Origin of the sequence: Streptomyces sp. NPDC048352 (assembly GCF_040651895.1) — a bacterium.
In the GTDB taxonomy this organism is placed as follows: domain Bacteria; phylum Actinomycetota; class Actinomycetes; order Streptomycetales; family Streptomycetaceae; genus Streptomyces.
In genome coordinates this window covers 40,909-55,417 of the sequence record NZ_JBEZKZ010000011.1, presented here as the reverse complement: position 1 = coordinate 55,417, position 14,509 = coordinate 40,909, and the positions used below count along the sequence as shown (strand labels likewise).

Genomic DNA, 14,509 nt, shown 5'->3' with positions numbered 1-14,509 from the left:
TCAGCCTTCCTGCGCCGCTGCGACGGCCGCGCGGCAGATCCGGGCGACGTCGGCGTCGCCGGTGACGAACGGGGGCATGGTGTAGATCAGGTCGCGGAACGGACGCAGCCAGACGCCCTCCCTGACCGCCGCCCGGGTCGCCGCCCACACGTCGACCGGGTGGTCGAGCTGGATCACGCCGATCGCGCCCAGCACGCGTACGTCCTTGACCCCGGGTACGGCAGAGGCCTCGGCGAGCCCCTCGCGCAGGCCCGCCTCGATCCGCTTGACCTCGCCGGCCCAGTCCTGGCCGAGCAGCAGGTCGACGGAGGCCAGGGCCACGGCCGTGGCGAGCGGGTTGCCCATGAAGGTCGGCCCGTGGGCGAGCACCGGCACCTCGCCCCGGGAGATCCCGTCGGCGACCCGCTCGGTGCACAGGGTCGCCGCCAGGGTGAGGTAGCCGCCGGTCAGGGACTTGCCCAGGCACATCACGTCCGGGGTGATCCCCGCGTGGCCGGCGGCGAAGAGCGCGCCCGTACGGCCGAAGCCCGTCGCGATCTCGTCCAGGACCAGCAGCACCCCGTACTCGTCGCACAGCTCCCGCAGCACCCGCAGGTAGCCCGGGTGGTGGAAGCGCATGCCGCCCGCGCCCTGCACGACCGGTTCCACGATCACCGCGGCCAGCTCGTCGGCGTGCGCGGCGACCAGGGAGCGCAGGTGCTCCACGTACGCCGGGTCCACGGGGGTGTCGAAGTCCCCGGGCGGGGCGTCGGCGAAGACCTGCCGGGGCAGGTGGCCCTGCCACAGCTCGTGCATACCGCCGTCGGGGTCGCACACGGCCATCGGCTGCCAGGTGTCGCCGTGGTAGCCGCCGCGCCAGGTCAGCAGCCGGGTCTTGCCGGTGCGGCCCAGGGAACGCCAGTACTGCAGGCACATCTTGACGGCGACTTCGACGGCGACCGACCCCGAGTCGCAGAGGAAGACGTGCTCCAGCCCCTCAGGGGTGATCTCCACCAGCCGGGCGGCCAGCCGGACGGCGGGCTCGTGGGTGAGCCCGCCGAACATCACGTGGGACATCCGGCCCAGCTGCGCCGTCGCGGCCTCGTTCAGCACCGGGTGGTTGTAGCCGTGGATCGCCGACCACCAGGAGGACATGCCGTCGACCAGCTCGTCCCGCCCCTGCGCGGGGGAGGCGAGCCGCAGCCGGACCCCGGAGGCGGAGGAGACCACCAGGGCCTCCTGCCGTCCGGGCATCGGGCCGTACGGGTGCCAGACGTGCTGCCGGTCCAGTGCGAGCAGCTCGGCCGTGTCCGACGAGGGGGCGAGCGGGTCGTGCAGGGGGAACCGGTCAGGCATTGGGGGCGATGTCCGTCCCCGCGCCGCGCCGGCGCACCGCCACCAGCTCCGGACGCACGTCGCCGGCCTCCGCCTGGGCGGGAGCGGCCGCCGGGGCCTCCTCGGCGTGGCCGGAGCAGCCGCCGCAGGCCGAGCCGCAGCCGGCGGCCTCGGCGTCCGCCGCCGGTCCGCAGCCGGAGCCCGCCGCCGAGCCGCACGGGCCGCCCGCGGGGGCGGCGGCCGCCACGTCGGCGCGGTGCGCGGGAAGGGTGGTCGTACCGGCGCCCTCCACCTCGAAGCCGGCGTCCGCGATCATGTCGAGGTCGGCCTGGCCTGCCTGGCCCTCACTGGTGAGGTAGTCGCCGAGGAAGATGGAGTTGGCCACGTGCAGGGCCAGCGGCTGCATCGAGCGCAGGTGCACCTCGCGGCCGCCGGCGATCCGCACCTCGACGTCGGGGCAGACGAAGCGGACCATCGCGAGGATCCGCAGGCAGCGCTGCGGGGTGAGGTTCCACTCCTTGGCCAGCGGGGTGCCCTCGAAGGGGATCAGGAAGTTGACCGGCACCGAGTCCGAGTCCAGCTCGCGCAGCGCGTAGACCACGTCGACCAGGTCCTCGTCGCTCTCGCCCATGCCGGCGATCAGGCCGGAGCAGGCCGACAGGCCCGCCGCGTGCGCCTTCTGCACGGTGTCGACGCGGTCGGCGTACGTGTGGGTCTTGGTGATGCCCCCGTAGGTGGCCTCGGAGGTGTTGAGGTTGTGGTTGTAGGCATCCGCCCCCGCCTCGCGGAGCTTCTCGGCCTGGCCGTCGGAGAGCAGACCCAGACAGGCGCAGACCTCGACGCCCTCGTTCTGCTCCTTGATGGCCGCGATCGTCTCGCCGACGCGGGCCACGTCGCGGTCGGTCGGACCGCGCCCGCTCGCCACGAGACAGACCCGCTTGGCGCCGCCGGCGACGCCGGCCGCGGCGGCCTGGGAGGCCTCGTCCGGCTTCAGCCAGGTGTACTTGAGGATCTCGGCCTTCGATCCCAGGCGCTGGGAGCAGTACGAGCAGTCCTCGGGGCAGAGCCCCGACTTCAGGTTGACCAGGTAGTTCAGCTTGACGCGGCGCCCGAACCACTGGCGGCGCACCTTGCCGGCCGCGGCCACCACGTCGAGCAGTTCGTCGTCGGAGGTCGCCAGCACGGCGAGCGCCTCTTCGCGGGTCGGCAGCTCGCGCCGCAGTCCCTTTTCCACCAGGGTGTTCAGCAGGTCCATGCGCCCGATCCTGTCCCACGCGACCACTCCCGGCCAAGGAGAGAACGGACAACATGGCCGGAAGGGAGTGTGTGGATCGCCACACCAGTCCCTCGGGTCACGGCGGATAGGGTCGAGCAGATCTGTCGACTGCCGACAAAACGCGAGACACATCGTGAGACGCGACGCGAGGACCGCCGATGACCCAGCACACCCCGCAGCCCGAGGACGTCTTCGCCTGGATCGACGGCGCGGAGCGCGACCGCGAGCGGGCGGGACTGGTCCGCACCCTGCGGCCGAGGCCGGCCTCCTCGCCCCTGCTGGACCTGGCGAGCAACGACTACCTGGGCCTGTCCCGGCACCCGGAGACGGTGCGCGGGGCCTGTGAGGCGGCCGAGCGGTGGGGTGCCGGAGCGACCGGGTCGCGCCTGGTCACCGGAACGACCGAGCTGCACGCCGAGCTGGAGCGGGAGTTGGCCGACTTCGCCGGTTTCGAGGCGGCCCTGGTGCTTTCGTCCGGATACGCGGCGAACCTGGCCGCGGTGACCGCGCTCAGCGGCCGGGGCACCCTCGTCGTCTCGGACGCCGGGAACCACGCCTCGATCGTGGACGGCTGCCGGCTCTCACGGGCCGAGGTGGCGGTGACCCCGCACGGGGAACCGGAGCCGGTCCGCAAGACGCTGGCCGCGCACGGGGGCCGTGCCCTGCTGGTGAGCGACTCGGTGTTCTCCGTCGACGGGGACGCCGCTCCGCTCGCCGCCTACCACGCCGCCTGCCGGGCCGAGGGCGCGGCCCTGGTCGTGGACGACGCGCACGGGCTGGGGGTGCTGGGCGAGGGGGGCCGCGGCGCGCTGTACGCGGCCGGGCTCGCGGGCGCGCCCGGGGTGGTCGCCACGATGACCCTCTCGAAGTCGCTGGGCAGTCAGGGCGGCGCGGTGCTGGGGCCGGCCAAGGTGATCCGGCACCTGGTCAACACCGCCCGCGCCTTCATCTTCGACACCGGGCTGGCCCCGGCGGCCGCCGGGGCGGCGCTGGCGAGCCTGCGCCTGCTGCGCCGGGAGCCGGAACGCGCGGACCGGGTCCGGGAGGTGGCCGCCGAGCTGTACGGGCGGCTCACCGCGTCCGGCCTGACCGCGGCCCGGCCGGACGCGGCCGTGGTGTCGGTACGGGCCCCGTCGGCTTCGGCGGCACTGCGCTGGGCCGCCGACTGCCGCGAGGCAGGTCTGTCCGTGGGGTGCTTCCGTCCGCCGTCGGTGCCGGACGGCATCTCCCGGCTGCGGCTGACCGCGCGGGCCGATCTCACGGGGGACGAGATCAGCCGGGCCGTCAGCACGGTCCTCGCAACCGCTCCGGCCGGAGCCGCGGACCGCTAGCCGTGTCTTTCGGATCGTGCCGGGGCCCGATCCCGAAGCCACGACCGGGGCGTCACGTCATCCGTGCACGTCCGCCCGTACGGAGGCGAGGAAGCCGTCCCAGGCCGGCCCGGTGAAGAGCACGGCCGGGCCGTCCGTCCGCTTGGAGTCGCGGACGGCCAGCAGGCCGCCGGCCAGGGCGGCCGCTTCCACGCAGTTGTTCATTCCGGTGCTGCGGCTGCTCCGCCGCCACCGCGCGCTGTTCAGAAGTCCGCTGGTGGATAAGGGGGTTGCGGACACGGGGGTGCCTCCTTACGCGTCGTCAGCGAGTGAGCTGATCAGATCCGACGAGTCACGGGGCGGGAGGGCGTGCGCCTGGATGGTGCGGAACGCGGCGCTGTACGCGTCCAGGTCTTCCTTCCGCTCCAGATAGAGGCTACTCGTCAAATGGTCGAGTACCACCACATCCAGATCGGCGATGTTCGGAAATGAGAAGATGACGAACGGTCCGGTCAGGCCGAGATGGCCCCCCACGGTGAACGGCAGGACCTGCAACCGCACTTGGGGCAGCCGCGCCACCTCCACCAGATGCCTGAGCTGCTCCGCCATCACCCCCGGTCCGCCGATCTGCCGGCGCAGCACCGCCTCGTCCAGTACGGCGGCGAGCTCCAGCGGCGGATCGGCCCGCAGCACCGCCTGCCGGGCCAGCCGTACGTCGACCAGCGCGTCCACCTTCGGCTCCGGCAGCCCGCCCAGCGCGGCGCGGGTCACGGCCCGCGCGTAGCCGGGGGTCTGGAGCAGGCCCGGCACCACGGAGAGCTCGACGGTCCGCGCCGACCGGGCTCCGGCCTCCAGGCTGATGAAGTCCCGGTACTCCTGCGGGAGCAGGCCCCGGTAGTCGTGCCACCACTGCCGCCCGCGCGCCGCGTCCCCGTTCGCCGCGGGGCCGGCCGCCGACGCCCCGAGGGCTTCGAGCAGCGCGCGCTGCTGGGCGCTCACCACGTCCCCGTAGGCGTCCAGCAGCAGCCGGATGTCCTCCGCTTTCACGCCACTTCGGCCCGTCTCGATGCGGCTGACCTTCGACTGGTGCCAGCCGACGATGCGGGCCACCTCACCGCTGGTGAGTCCGGAGCGGTCGCGCAGCGCGCGCAGCTCCTCGCCGAGTTTGCGCCGACGTACCGCGGGGCCGTGCTGCATACCCGCTCTCCTTCCACCGGCACACCTCGCACCAGTCTGCCGTCCACATACGCTCTTCCGTAGCAGAGTTCACCGCATCGAGCGACAGATATATGCAGATCATGGGGGAACGGCGGAAACGGCGGCACGATGAGTGGCACTCTGGCGCTCAGCGTAGATCCGGGGCGGCTGCGCCCCGGTGGGAAAGGGACGTCGCCATGGCAGATCAGCTGGAAGCATCCGTCACTCTGCCGAGCGAACCGGTATCGGTCGCCGCCGCCCGCCGCTACGTGGCGCAGGTCCTGGACGACTGGGGACTGCCGCAGGACGCGGACACCGCCGACACCGTACGGCTGATCGTCTCGGAACTCGCCACCAACTCGGTGCAGCACACCTTCGGCCAGTCACCCACCTTCACCGTCGACGTCCGCCTCGAACGCGAGGAGTGGCTGCGCGTCGGGGTGACCGACAGCCATCCGCGCTGGCCCAAGCGGCTGCCCGCCGCCGTCCAGCAGGACAACGGCCGCGGGATGGTCATCATCCGCTGGCTCGCGGCCGAGGCGGGCGGCCGGCTCTCGGTCAGCCCCACCGAGGACGGCGGGAAGACCGTCTGGATCACCCTGCCCTGGCCCGCCGACGCCTCCGCGCGCACCCTCAGGGGCTGCTGACGCACTGCGGGGCCTTCCGGCCCGGCCGTATACATCACGCCCCGCCGGGACCGGGGCGGCTTCGCACCGGGTGCCCTCCGGAAACACGGGTTAACGCGGCGGAAAACTACGGGCCCTACGGTATGGTCCTCCGTCTTCCGCCAATGATCACCCACGTGCCGGTAAAGCCGCGGTGATCGGGACGGAAAGCCTCGCCCTGGATTGGGCAAGACACGCTTGGCACGGATAAGCGCAGGTCAACAAAGTGTTGACGGCCGGTACGGTCGCCCCCGGCGCGATGAAGACCATGTCCCGGAAGCTTGGTGATGCAGGTGCAACTGACACCCCACGAACAAGAGAGACTCCTGATCCACGTCGCCGCCGACGTGGCCGAGAAGCGCAGGGCGCGCGGGGTCCTCCTCAACCACCCGGAGGCCGTCGCCCTGATCACCTCGCACCTCCTCGAAGGGGCCCGGGACGGGCGGACGGTGGCCGAGCTGATGGCGTCCGGCCGCACCGTGCTCACCCGCGCCGAGGTCATGGAGGGGATCCCCGAGATGATCCACGACGTCCAGGTCGAGGCGACCTTCCCCGACGGCACCAAGCTCGTCACCGTCCACGACCCGATCGTCTGAGGGAGAACAGCCGATGATCCCCGGCGAGATCGCCTACGGGGACGGACCGGTGCGCCTCAACGAGGGCCGCCCCGTCACCCGCCTCACCGTCCTCAACGCCGCCGACCGGCCCGTCCAGGTCGGCTCCCACTACCACTTCGCCGAGGCCAACCCCGGCCTCGACTTCGACCGGGCCGCCGCGCACGGCCTGCGCCTGAACATCGCCGCCGGCACCGCCGTCCGTTTCGAACCGGGCATCCCGGTCGCCGTGGAGCTCGTACCGCTCGGCGGCCTGCGCACCGTACCGGGACTGCGCGGCGAGACCGGAGGGCCGCTCGATGGCTGAACTCCCGCGCCCGGCCTACGCCGACCTCTTCGGGCCGACCACCGGCGACCGGATCCGGCTCGCCGACACGGCCCTCTTCGTCGAGATCGAGCAGGACCTCAGCGGAGGACCGGGGAACTCCGGAGACGAGGCCGTCTTCGGCGGCGGCAAGGTCATCCGCGAGTCCATGGGACAGGCCCGCACCACCCGCGCCGAAGGCGCCCCCGACACCGTGATCACCGGTGTGGTCATCCTCGACCACTGGGGCATCGTCAAGGCCGACGTCGGCATCACCGACGGCCGCATCTGCGGCATCGGCAAGGCCGGCAACCCCGACACCATGGACGGGGTCGACCCCCGCCTCGTCATCGGCCCCGAGACCGAGATCATCGCGGGCAACGGCAAGATCGTCACCGCCGGCGCCATCGACGCCCACGTGCACTTCATCTCCCCGACCGTCGTCGAGGAGGCGCTCACCTCCGGCATCACGACGCTCGTCGGCGGCGGCACCGGTCCGGCCGAGGGGTCCAAGGCCACCACCGTCACCCCCGGACCCTGGCACCTGGCCCGCATGTTCGCCGCGCTGGAGGCCTACCCCGTCAACATCGGCCTGCTCGGCAAGGGCAACACCATGTCCCGCGAGGGCATGCGCTCCCAGCTGCGCGGCGGAGCCCTCGGACTGAAGATCCACGAGGACTGGGGCGCGACCCCCGCCGTCATCGACGCCTGCCTGGGCGTCGCCGACGAAACCGGCGCCCAGGTCGCCATCCACACCGACACCCTCAACGAGGCCGGCTTCGTCGCCGACACGCTCGCCGCCATCGCCGGGCGGACCATCCACTCGTACCACACCGAGGGCGCGGGCGGCGGCCACGCTCCCGACATCATCACCGTGGTCAGCGAGCCCAACGTCCTGCCCAGCTCCACCAACCCCACCCGGCCGCACACCGTCAACACCGTCGAGGAGCACCTCGACATGCTGATGGTCTGCCACCACCTCAACCCGGCCGTCCCCGAGGACCTTGCCTTCGCCGAGTCCCGGATCCGGCCCTCCACCATCGCGGCCGAGGACGTCCTGCACGACCTCGGAGCGATCTCCATCATCTCCTCCGACTCCCAGGCCATGGGCCGCGTCGGCGAGGTCGTGCTGCGCACCTGGCAGACCGCCCACGTGATGAAGGAGCGGCGCGGGTTCCTGCCCGGGGACGGCCCCGCCGACAACCACCGCGCCCGCCGCTACGTCGCCAAGTACACGATCAACCCCGCCGTGGCCCAGGGCCTCGCCAGGGAGATCGGCTCCGTCGAGGTGGGCAAGCTCGCCGACCTGGTGCTGTGGACCCCCGCCTTCTTCGGGGTCAAGCCCGAGCTGGTCATCAAGGGCGGCCAGATCGCGTACGCGCAGATGGGCGACGCCAACGCCTCCATCCCCACCCCCCAGCCGGTCCTGCCCCGGCCCATGTACGGGGCCATCGGCCGCGCGCCCGCGCTCAACTCGGTCAACTTCACCGTCCAGGCCGCCCTCGACGACCACCTTCCCGAACGGCTCGGCCTCGACAAGCGGTTCACGGCCATCGAGACCACCCGCAAGCTGGGCAAGTCGGACATGCGCAACAACGACGCCATGCCGAGGGTGGAGGTCGATCCCGACACCTTCACCGTCACCATCGACGGCGAGGCGGTGGAGCCGGCGCCCGCCGCCGAACTGCCCATGGCACAGAGATACTTCCTCTTCTGATGGGGCCCCGCCGCCCGAAGGGCCCCGAACGATGAGCCTCGCCGCGCTGCTCGTGCTCGCGGACGGCCGCTTCCCCGCCGGAGGGCACGCCCACTCCGGCGGGGCGGAAGCCGCCTGCAAGGCCTGCCGCATCCACGACGCCGCCTCCCTCGCGCAGTTCTGCCGGGGCCGGCTGCACACCGCGGGCCTCACCGCCGCCGGACTCGCCGCGGCCGCCGCCCTCGGCCTCGACCCGGCGCTGCTCGACGCCGCCGCCGACGCCCGCACCCCCTCGCCCGCGCTGCGCACCGCCGCGCGGCGGCTCGGCCGGCAGCTGCTGCGCGCCGCCCGGGCCACCTGGCCCGCCGCCGAACTGGACGCGCTGGCCTCCGCCTTCCCGCGCGGGGCGCACCAGCCCGTGGTCCTCGGCGTCACCGCCAGGGCCGCCGGGCTCGGCGCGCTGGACGCGGCGCACGTGGCGGCGTACGAAAGCGTGAGCGGGCCGGCCACGGCGACGGTGCGGCTGCTGGGCCTGGACCCGTTCGAGGCGAGCGCCGTCCTGGCCGGCCTCGCGCCCGAACTCGACGCCGTCGCCGCGCGCGCGGCGGAGGCCGCCCTGCTCGCCCGTACCGAGGGCCCGGACGCCCTGCCCGCGGCCTCCTCACCGCTGCTGGACATCGCGGCGCAGGCGCATGCCGACTGGGCGGTACGCCTCTTCGCGTCCTGAGCGCCCCCACCCCCCCTTCTAGGAGACCTGCCGTGCACCTCGACCACGACGTGACCTATCCCCACCGCCACACCCACGGCGCCGCCCCGCTGCGCGCCGACGGGACCCGCCGCGCCCTGCGCGTCGGCCTCGGCGGACCCGTCGGCTCCGGCAAGACCGCCACCGTCGCCGCGCTCTGCCGGACCCTGCGCTCCGAACTGTCCATGGCGGTCGTCACCAACGACATCTACACCCGCGAGGACGCCGAGTTCCTGCTGCGCGAGGCCGTCCTGCCGCCCGAGCGGATCAGCGCGGTGGAGACCGGGGCCTGCCCGCACACCGCGATCCGCGACGACATCTCCGCCAACCTGGAGGCCGTCGAGGAGCTGGAGGAGACCTTCCTGGGCAGCGCCCCCCTCGACCTGATCCTCGTCGAATCCGGCGGCGACAACCTGACCGCCACCTTCTCCCGGGGCCTGGTCGACGCCCAGATCTTCGTCATCGACGTGGCCGGCGGCGATGACATCCCCCGCAAGGGCGGACCGGGAGTCACCACCTCCGACCTCCTCGTCGTCAACAAGACCGACCTCGCGCCGTACGTGGGCTCCGACCTGGAGCGGATGGCCCGTGACGCCGCCGCGCAGCGCGGCGGACTGCCCGTGGCGTTCCAGTCGCTGCGGGGCGGCGAGGGCGTGGCCCCGGTGGCCGACTGGGTGCGCGAGCGGATCGCCGCCTGGGCCGTACGGTGACCAGCGCGCCCCCCGCGGCCCGGCCCCCCGCCGGCCTGCACCCGGCCGCCCTGCGCGCCACCGCCCGCATCCGTGCCGTCGCCGACGGGCGCGGCGGCACCGCCCTGCCCCTGCTGGCCGGGGAGGGGCCGCTCGCCCTGCGCCGCACCCGGGGCGAGGGAGCCGAGGCGGGAGTGATGCTGGTCGGCGCCATGAGCGCCCCCCTCGGCGGCGACCACCTCACGGTGGAGGCCGAGGCGGGGCCGGGCGCCCGCCTCGCCCTGCGCGCGGCGGCCGCCACCCTGGCCCTGCCCGGCCGCACCGGCGAGGCCGCGCGGTACGACGTACGGCTGACGCTGGCCGCCGAGTCGGCGGTGCGCTGGCTGCCCGAGCCGCTCGTCTCCGTGCGCGGCAGCGACCTGCGCGCCACCACCCGCGCCGAACTGGCCCCCACCGCGCGCCTGCTGCTGCGCGAGGAACAGGTCCTGGGACGCACCGCGGAAGCCCCCGGCCTGCTGCGCAGCCGCCTCACGGTCACGCGGGGCGGCCGGCCCCTGCTGGACCAGGAGCTGACCTGCGGCCCCGGCGCACCCGGCGGCTGGGACGGCCCGGCCGGAACCGCTGGACACCGCGCCCTGGGCCAGCTCCTGGTCGTCGACCCGCGCTTCGGGGCCGACCCGCCCCGGGCGGCCGTACTGGGGGAGTTCGCGGCGGCCACCCCGCTGGCCGGCCCGGCCGTCCTCGTGACCGCCCTCGCCCCGGACGCGCTGCGGCTGCGCGAGCTGCTCGACGAGGCGTCGCGCACCTACGGCTGGTGACGGGGGGACAGATACGGGGCAATGGGACACCGCTCAGCGGTACACACCTTTCCGGTTATCGGGTTGGCAAAGAAGTCGACCGTGCTCTGTTGCCGGGTACCGGTCAGACGAAAGGATCCCCCTGGCCCAATCCCGCCGCTCCGGGCGGCACATGACCAGGGGGATCAACCACGTGATACGCAATGCGACGCTGGGGAGCGCCGCCACTCTCATCACCGGCGCACTGGCGGCAGGCCTGCTGCTCGCGCCGCCGGCCTCGGCGGCTCCGGCCGGCCGGGACAACGGCGGCGCCGAGGCGGTCGGCGTCCAGATCGCCGCCGCCCGCGCCGCCCGCGCGGGCATCGACTGGAAGGACTGTCCTGCCGACTGGGGCTTCGAGAAGCCGATCCAGTGCGGCTGGGTGAAGGTCCCGCTCGACTACTCCAAGCCCTTCGGCAAGACCATCGAGCTCGCCGTCGACCGCGCCGTCAGCACGGGCGCCAAGGAGGAGCGCCAGGGCGCCCTCGTCTACAACCCGGGCGGACCGGGCGGTTCCGGCATGCGCTTCCCGCGCCGGGTCACCACCAAGAGCCCGCTGTGGGTCAACACCTCCAAGGCGTACGACTTCGTGGGCTTCGACCCCCGCGGCGTCGGCCACTCCGCGCCCATCTCCTGCATCGACCCGCAGGAGTTCGTCAAGGCCCCCAAGGCCGACCCGGTCCCCTCCAACGAGGCCGACAAGCGCGCCCAGCGCAAGCTCGCCGCCGAGTACGCGGACGGCTGCAAGGAGCGCAGCGGCGAGATGCTGCCGCACATGACCACGCCGAACACCGCGCGCGACCTGGACGTCATCCGGGCCGCCCTCGGCGAGCAGAAGCTGAACTACCTCGGCGTCTCGTACGGCACCTACCTGGGCGGGGTCTACGCGACCCTCTTCCCGACCCACGTGCGCCGCATGATCGTCGACAGCGTCGTCAACCCGGCGCAGGACAACATCTGGTACCAGGCCAACCTGGAGCAGGACGTCGCCTTCCAGATGCGCTGGAACGACTGGCAGGACTGGGTCGCCAAGAACGACGCGGTCTTCCACCTCGGCGACACCCGCGCCAAGGTCGAGGCCAAGTACCAGGAGCTGCGCGCCAAGGCCAAGGCCAACCCGCTCGGCGGGGTCGTCGGCCCGGCCGAGCTGATCGGCTTCTTCCAGGGCGCCCCGTACTACGACTCCTCGTGGGTCCCGGTCGCGCAGGCGTTCAGCGCCTGGGCCGCCGGTGACGAGAAGCCGCTGATCGAGGCCATCGCCCCGGACATGTCCGACACCAAGGGCAACGCGGCGTCCGAGAACGGCAACGCCGTCTACACCGCCGTCGAGTGCGCCGACGCCAAGTGGCCCACCAGCTGGGCCAAGTGGGACCGGGACAACACCGAGCTGCACAAGAAGTACCCGTTCCTGACCTGGTCGAACGCGTGGATGAACCTCCCCTGCGCGACCTGGAAGTCCAAGCAGAGCACCCCGATCGAGGTCGGCGCCAAGCGCGGGATCGCCCCGGTCCTGATCGTCCAGTCCGAGCGTGACGCGGCCACCCCGTACGCGGGCGCCGTCGAGCTGCACCGCCGCCTGGCGGGCTCGCGCCTGATCACCGAGCAGAACGCCGGCTCGCACGGCGTGACCAGCCTGGTGAACCCCTGCATCAACACGCGGGTGGACGCCTACCTGCTCACCGGCAAGGTCGACGCCCAGGACGTGAAGTGCGCCCCGCACGCCACGCCGGTGCCGCCCGCCCCGGCCGCGGCGAAGTCCCTCGCCGCCGACGCTCCGGCCGCCGCGCTGCCGCAGCACGAGGAGCTCCCGGCCGTCCGCTAGGACCCGGAGGCAACGGCACGACCCCGTGACACGGGCGGAAGGAGGCTCAGCGCGTCAGGCGCCGGGCCTTCTTCCGCTTCTCCTCCTCCTCGGCCTTGACCTCGCCCGCGTACCGGTCGACGTACTCCTGGCCGGACAGGCCCAGGATCGCGTACATGATCTCGTCGGTGACGGCGCGCAGCACCGCCCGCTCGCCCTCCATCCCCGCGTACCGCGAGAAGTCCAGCGGAGCCCCGAAGCGGATCGTCACCCTTCGGATCTTGGGGAGCTTCTGCCCGGGCGGCTGGATCTCGAAGGTTCCGAGCATCGCGCAGGGCACCACCGGCACCCCCGCGCCCAGCGCCATCGCGGCGACCCCGACCTTGCCCTTGTAGAGCCGCCCGTCGTGGGAGCGCGTGCCCTCGGGGTAGATGCCGAGCAGCTCGCCCTTGGCCAGGACGCCGAGCCCCTCGCGCAGCGCCGCCTGCCCGGCCTCCTTGCCGGAGCGGTCCACCGGGATCTGCCCGGCGCTGCGGAAGAAGGCCGCGGTCAGCCGGCCCTTGAGGCCGGGGCCGGTGAAGTACTCGGCCTTGGCGAGGAAGGTGATCCGGCGCGTGAGGATCGCGGGCATCAGGAAGTGGTCCGAGAAGGACAGGTGGTTGCCCGCGACGATCGCGGCCCCGTCCGCGGGGATGTTCTCCAGCCCCTCGATCCGCGGCCGGAACAGCAGCCGCAGCAGCGGACCGAGCAGTACGTGCTTGAGCAAGTGGTAGAACACCTGGCCGCTCCCGTCGATGCCCCTATGTCACGGCCATCCTACGGACAGTCAGGCGGGGGCCGGGAGGGTCAGGAGCTGCGCGAAGCGGCCAGCCCGACGGTCAGCAGGCCCAGCACCACCCAGCCGAACCACAGCCAGCCGTTGCTGCCGATCGCCACCGAGTACGTGGAGACGGCCACCAGGGCGGCGAAGGTCGTCACGGCCATCGCCTTAACGGATCCGGTCATGCCCCATGGTGGCGCCTGATGCGGCTCCCGCGCTACTGGCCGCGCCCTTGGAGCGAGGCGAGATACGCGTTGTAGGCCGCCAGCTCCTTGTCGCCGTCCCGGTCGGCGGCCCGGTCCGAGCGCTTCGCGATCCGCTGCTCCGAGTGGTACCACTGGTAGATCAGGGCGATCAGCACCAGCACCGAGGGGATCTCGCTGAACGCCCAGGCGATGCCGCCGCCCCACTGCTGGTCGAGCAGCGGGTCGATCTCCAGGGAGGCCGGCGGGTTCGCGTACGTCTTGATCATCGGCTCGCTCGCCATCATCAGGGCGATGCCGAAGAAGGCGTGGAAGGGCATGCCCGCGAACAGCTCCAGCATGCGCATCACGTAGCCGGGGCGGTGCGGGCCCGGGTCCACGCCCATGATCGGCCAGAAGAAGATCAGGCCGACGGCGAGGAAGTGGACCATCATGCCGATGTGCCCGGCCCTGCTCCCCATCAGGGAGTCGAAGATCGGGGTGAAGTACAGCGCGTAGAGGCTCGCGATGAACATCGGGATGGTGAAGGCCGGGTGCGTGACGATCCGCATGTACCGGCTGTGCAGCAGCATCAGGAGCAGCTCGCGCGGCCCCTTGGTGCCCCGGGCCGCGGGCGGCAGCGCCCGCAGGGCCAGTGTCACCGGCGCGCCGAGCAGCAGCAGGATGGGGGTGACCATGCTGATCACCATGTGCTGGACCATGTGCACGCTGAACATGACCATGCCGTAGTCGTTCAGCTTGGTGCACATCACCAGGACCACCGTCAGCACGCCGGCGACGAAGGCGACGGTACGGCCGAGCGGCCAGGAGTCCCCGCGGCCCCGCAGCCGCAGCACGCCCCACCCGTAGAGGGCGAGCCCGATCAGGGAGCCGAACAGGAAGAAGGCGTCGAAGGAGAACTCCAGCCCGCGCCCGAGAGTGAACGGCGGCAGGTCCATGTTCATGTCCATGCCGTGACCGCTGTGATCCATCTCTTCACTCCCTTGACTGTGGCGCCCCACCACAGTAGTGCCGCCCCCGGACGCGATCGCGTCCGGGG

General features: G+C 72.7%; 16 protein-coding genes. 9 read left to right on the top strand and 7 right to left on the bottom strand.

Going from position 1 to position 14,509, the window contains the following annotated elements:
* Positions 1-1,335 carry an adenosylmethionine--8-amino-7-oxononanoate transaminase gene (locus AB0D45_RS08780; RefSeq protein WP_362456176.1) on the bottom strand — a complete coding sequence of 445 codons (1,335 nt, stop codon included), beginning with the start codon at positions 1,333-1,335 and terminating at the stop codon, positions 1-3.
* A complete protein-coding gene (bioB, locus tag AB0D45_RS08775) occupies positions 1,328-2,569 on the bottom strand; it encodes a biotin synthase BioB (RefSeq protein WP_362456174.1) in 1,242 nt (413 codons plus the stop codon). The genes AB0D45_RS08780 and bioB overlap by 8 nt, the downstream gene beginning before the upstream one ends.
* Before the next feature lie 179 nt (positions 2,570-2,748).
* Between bioB and AB0D45_RS08770 the strand changes: the two genes are divergently transcribed.
* A complete protein-coding gene (locus tag AB0D45_RS08770; RefSeq protein WP_362456172.1) occupies positions 2,749-3,921 on the top strand; it encodes an 8-amino-7-oxononanoate synthase in 1,173 nt (390 codons plus the stop codon).
* Positions 3,922-3,978: 57 nt separating this feature from the next.
* Here the strand turns inward: AB0D45_RS08770 and AB0D45_RS08765 are convergent, their stop codons facing one another.
* Positions 3,979-4,200 (bottom strand): DUF397 domain-containing protein, encoded by a 222-nt coding sequence (locus AB0D45_RS08765; RefSeq protein WP_361610794.1) that lies wholly within the window; start codon positions 4,198-4,200, stop codon positions 3,979-3,981.
* A 12-nt stretch (positions 4,201-4,212) separates the two neighbouring features.
* Entirely contained in the window at positions 4,213-5,097 is an 885-nt protein-coding gene (locus AB0D45_RS08760; protein WP_362456170.1) for a helix-turn-helix transcriptional regulator, read from the bottom strand.
* Positions 5,098-5,294: 197 nt separating this feature from the next.
* On the opposite strand from AB0D45_RS08760, the gene AB0D45_RS08755 reads away from it, so the two are divergent.
* The 8 genes from AB0D45_RS08755 (at position 5,295) to AB0D45_RS08720 (ending at position 12,468) form a co-directional block, all read left to right on the top strand.
* On the top strand, positions 5,295-5,744 hold the full coding sequence (locus tag AB0D45_RS08755) for an ATP-binding protein (RefSeq protein WP_362456168.1): 450 nt from the start codon (positions 5,295-5,297) through the stop codon (positions 5,742-5,744).
* A 311-nt stretch (positions 5,745-6,055) separates the two neighbouring features.
* The gene (locus AB0D45_RS08750) at positions 6,056-6,358 is read left to right on the top strand and encodes an urease subunit gamma (RefSeq protein ID WP_361610790.1); all 303 of its coding nucleotides are present in this window, start codon (positions 6,056-6,058) and stop codon (positions 6,356-6,358) included.
* A 13-nt stretch (positions 6,359-6,371) separates the two neighbouring features.
* Entirely contained in the window at positions 6,372-6,683 is a 312-nt protein-coding gene (locus AB0D45_RS08745; RefSeq protein ID WP_351293897.1) for an urease subunit beta, read from the top strand.
* A complete protein-coding gene (locus AB0D45_RS08740; protein ID WP_362456166.1) occupies positions 6,676-8,397 on the top strand; it encodes an urease subunit alpha in 1,722 nt (573 codons plus the stop codon). The genes AB0D45_RS08745 and AB0D45_RS08740 overlap by 8 nt, the downstream gene beginning before the upstream one ends.
* A 31-nt stretch (positions 8,398-8,428) precedes the next feature.
* The gene (locus AB0D45_RS08735) at positions 8,429-9,103 is read left to right on the top strand and encodes an urease accessory UreF family protein (protein ID WP_362456164.1); all 675 of its coding nucleotides are present in this window, start codon (positions 8,429-8,431) and stop codon (positions 9,101-9,103) included.
* Between the two features lie 32 nt (positions 9,104-9,135).
* Positions 9,136-9,831 (top strand): urease accessory protein UreG, encoded by a 696-nt coding sequence (ureG, locus tag AB0D45_RS08730; protein ID WP_362456162.1) that lies wholly within the window; start codon positions 9,136-9,138, stop codon positions 9,829-9,831.
* Positions 9,828-10,628: an urease accessory protein UreD gene (locus AB0D45_RS08725; RefSeq protein WP_362456160.1), complete on the top strand. Its 801-nt coding sequence runs from the start codon at positions 9,828-9,830 to the stop codon at positions 10,626-10,628. The genes ureG and AB0D45_RS08725 overlap by 4 nt, the downstream gene beginning before the upstream one ends.
* A gap of 172 nt (positions 10,629-10,800) precedes the next feature.
* Complete coding sequence (locus AB0D45_RS08720) at positions 10,801-12,468, top strand: alpha/beta hydrolase (RefSeq protein ID WP_362456158.1); 1,668 nt, start codon at positions 10,801-10,803, stop codon at positions 12,466-12,468.
* A 46-nt stretch (positions 12,469-12,514) separates the two neighbouring features.
* Here the strand turns inward: AB0D45_RS08720 and AB0D45_RS08715 are convergent, their stop codons facing one another.
* The 3 genes from AB0D45_RS08715 to AB0D45_RS08705 form a co-directional block, all read right to left on the bottom strand.
* Positions 12,515-13,225: a lysophospholipid acyltransferase family protein gene (locus AB0D45_RS08715; RefSeq protein ID WP_361609854.1), complete on the bottom strand. Its 711-nt coding sequence runs from the start codon at positions 13,223-13,225 to the stop codon at positions 12,515-12,517.
* Between the two features lie 68 nt (positions 13,226-13,293).
* Positions 13,294-13,452 carry a hypothetical protein gene (locus AB0D45_RS08710; RefSeq protein ID WP_361609853.1) on the bottom strand — a complete coding sequence of 53 codons (159 nt, stop codon included), beginning with the start codon at positions 13,450-13,452 and terminating at the stop codon, positions 13,294-13,296.
* Between the two features lie 32 nt (positions 13,453-13,484).
* Positions 13,485-14,441: a cytochrome c oxidase assembly protein gene (locus tag AB0D45_RS08705; RefSeq protein ID WP_361609852.1), complete on the bottom strand. Its 957-nt coding sequence runs from the start codon at positions 14,439-14,441 to the stop codon at positions 13,485-13,487.
* Between the last annotated feature and the right edge of the window lie 68 nt (positions 14,442-14,509).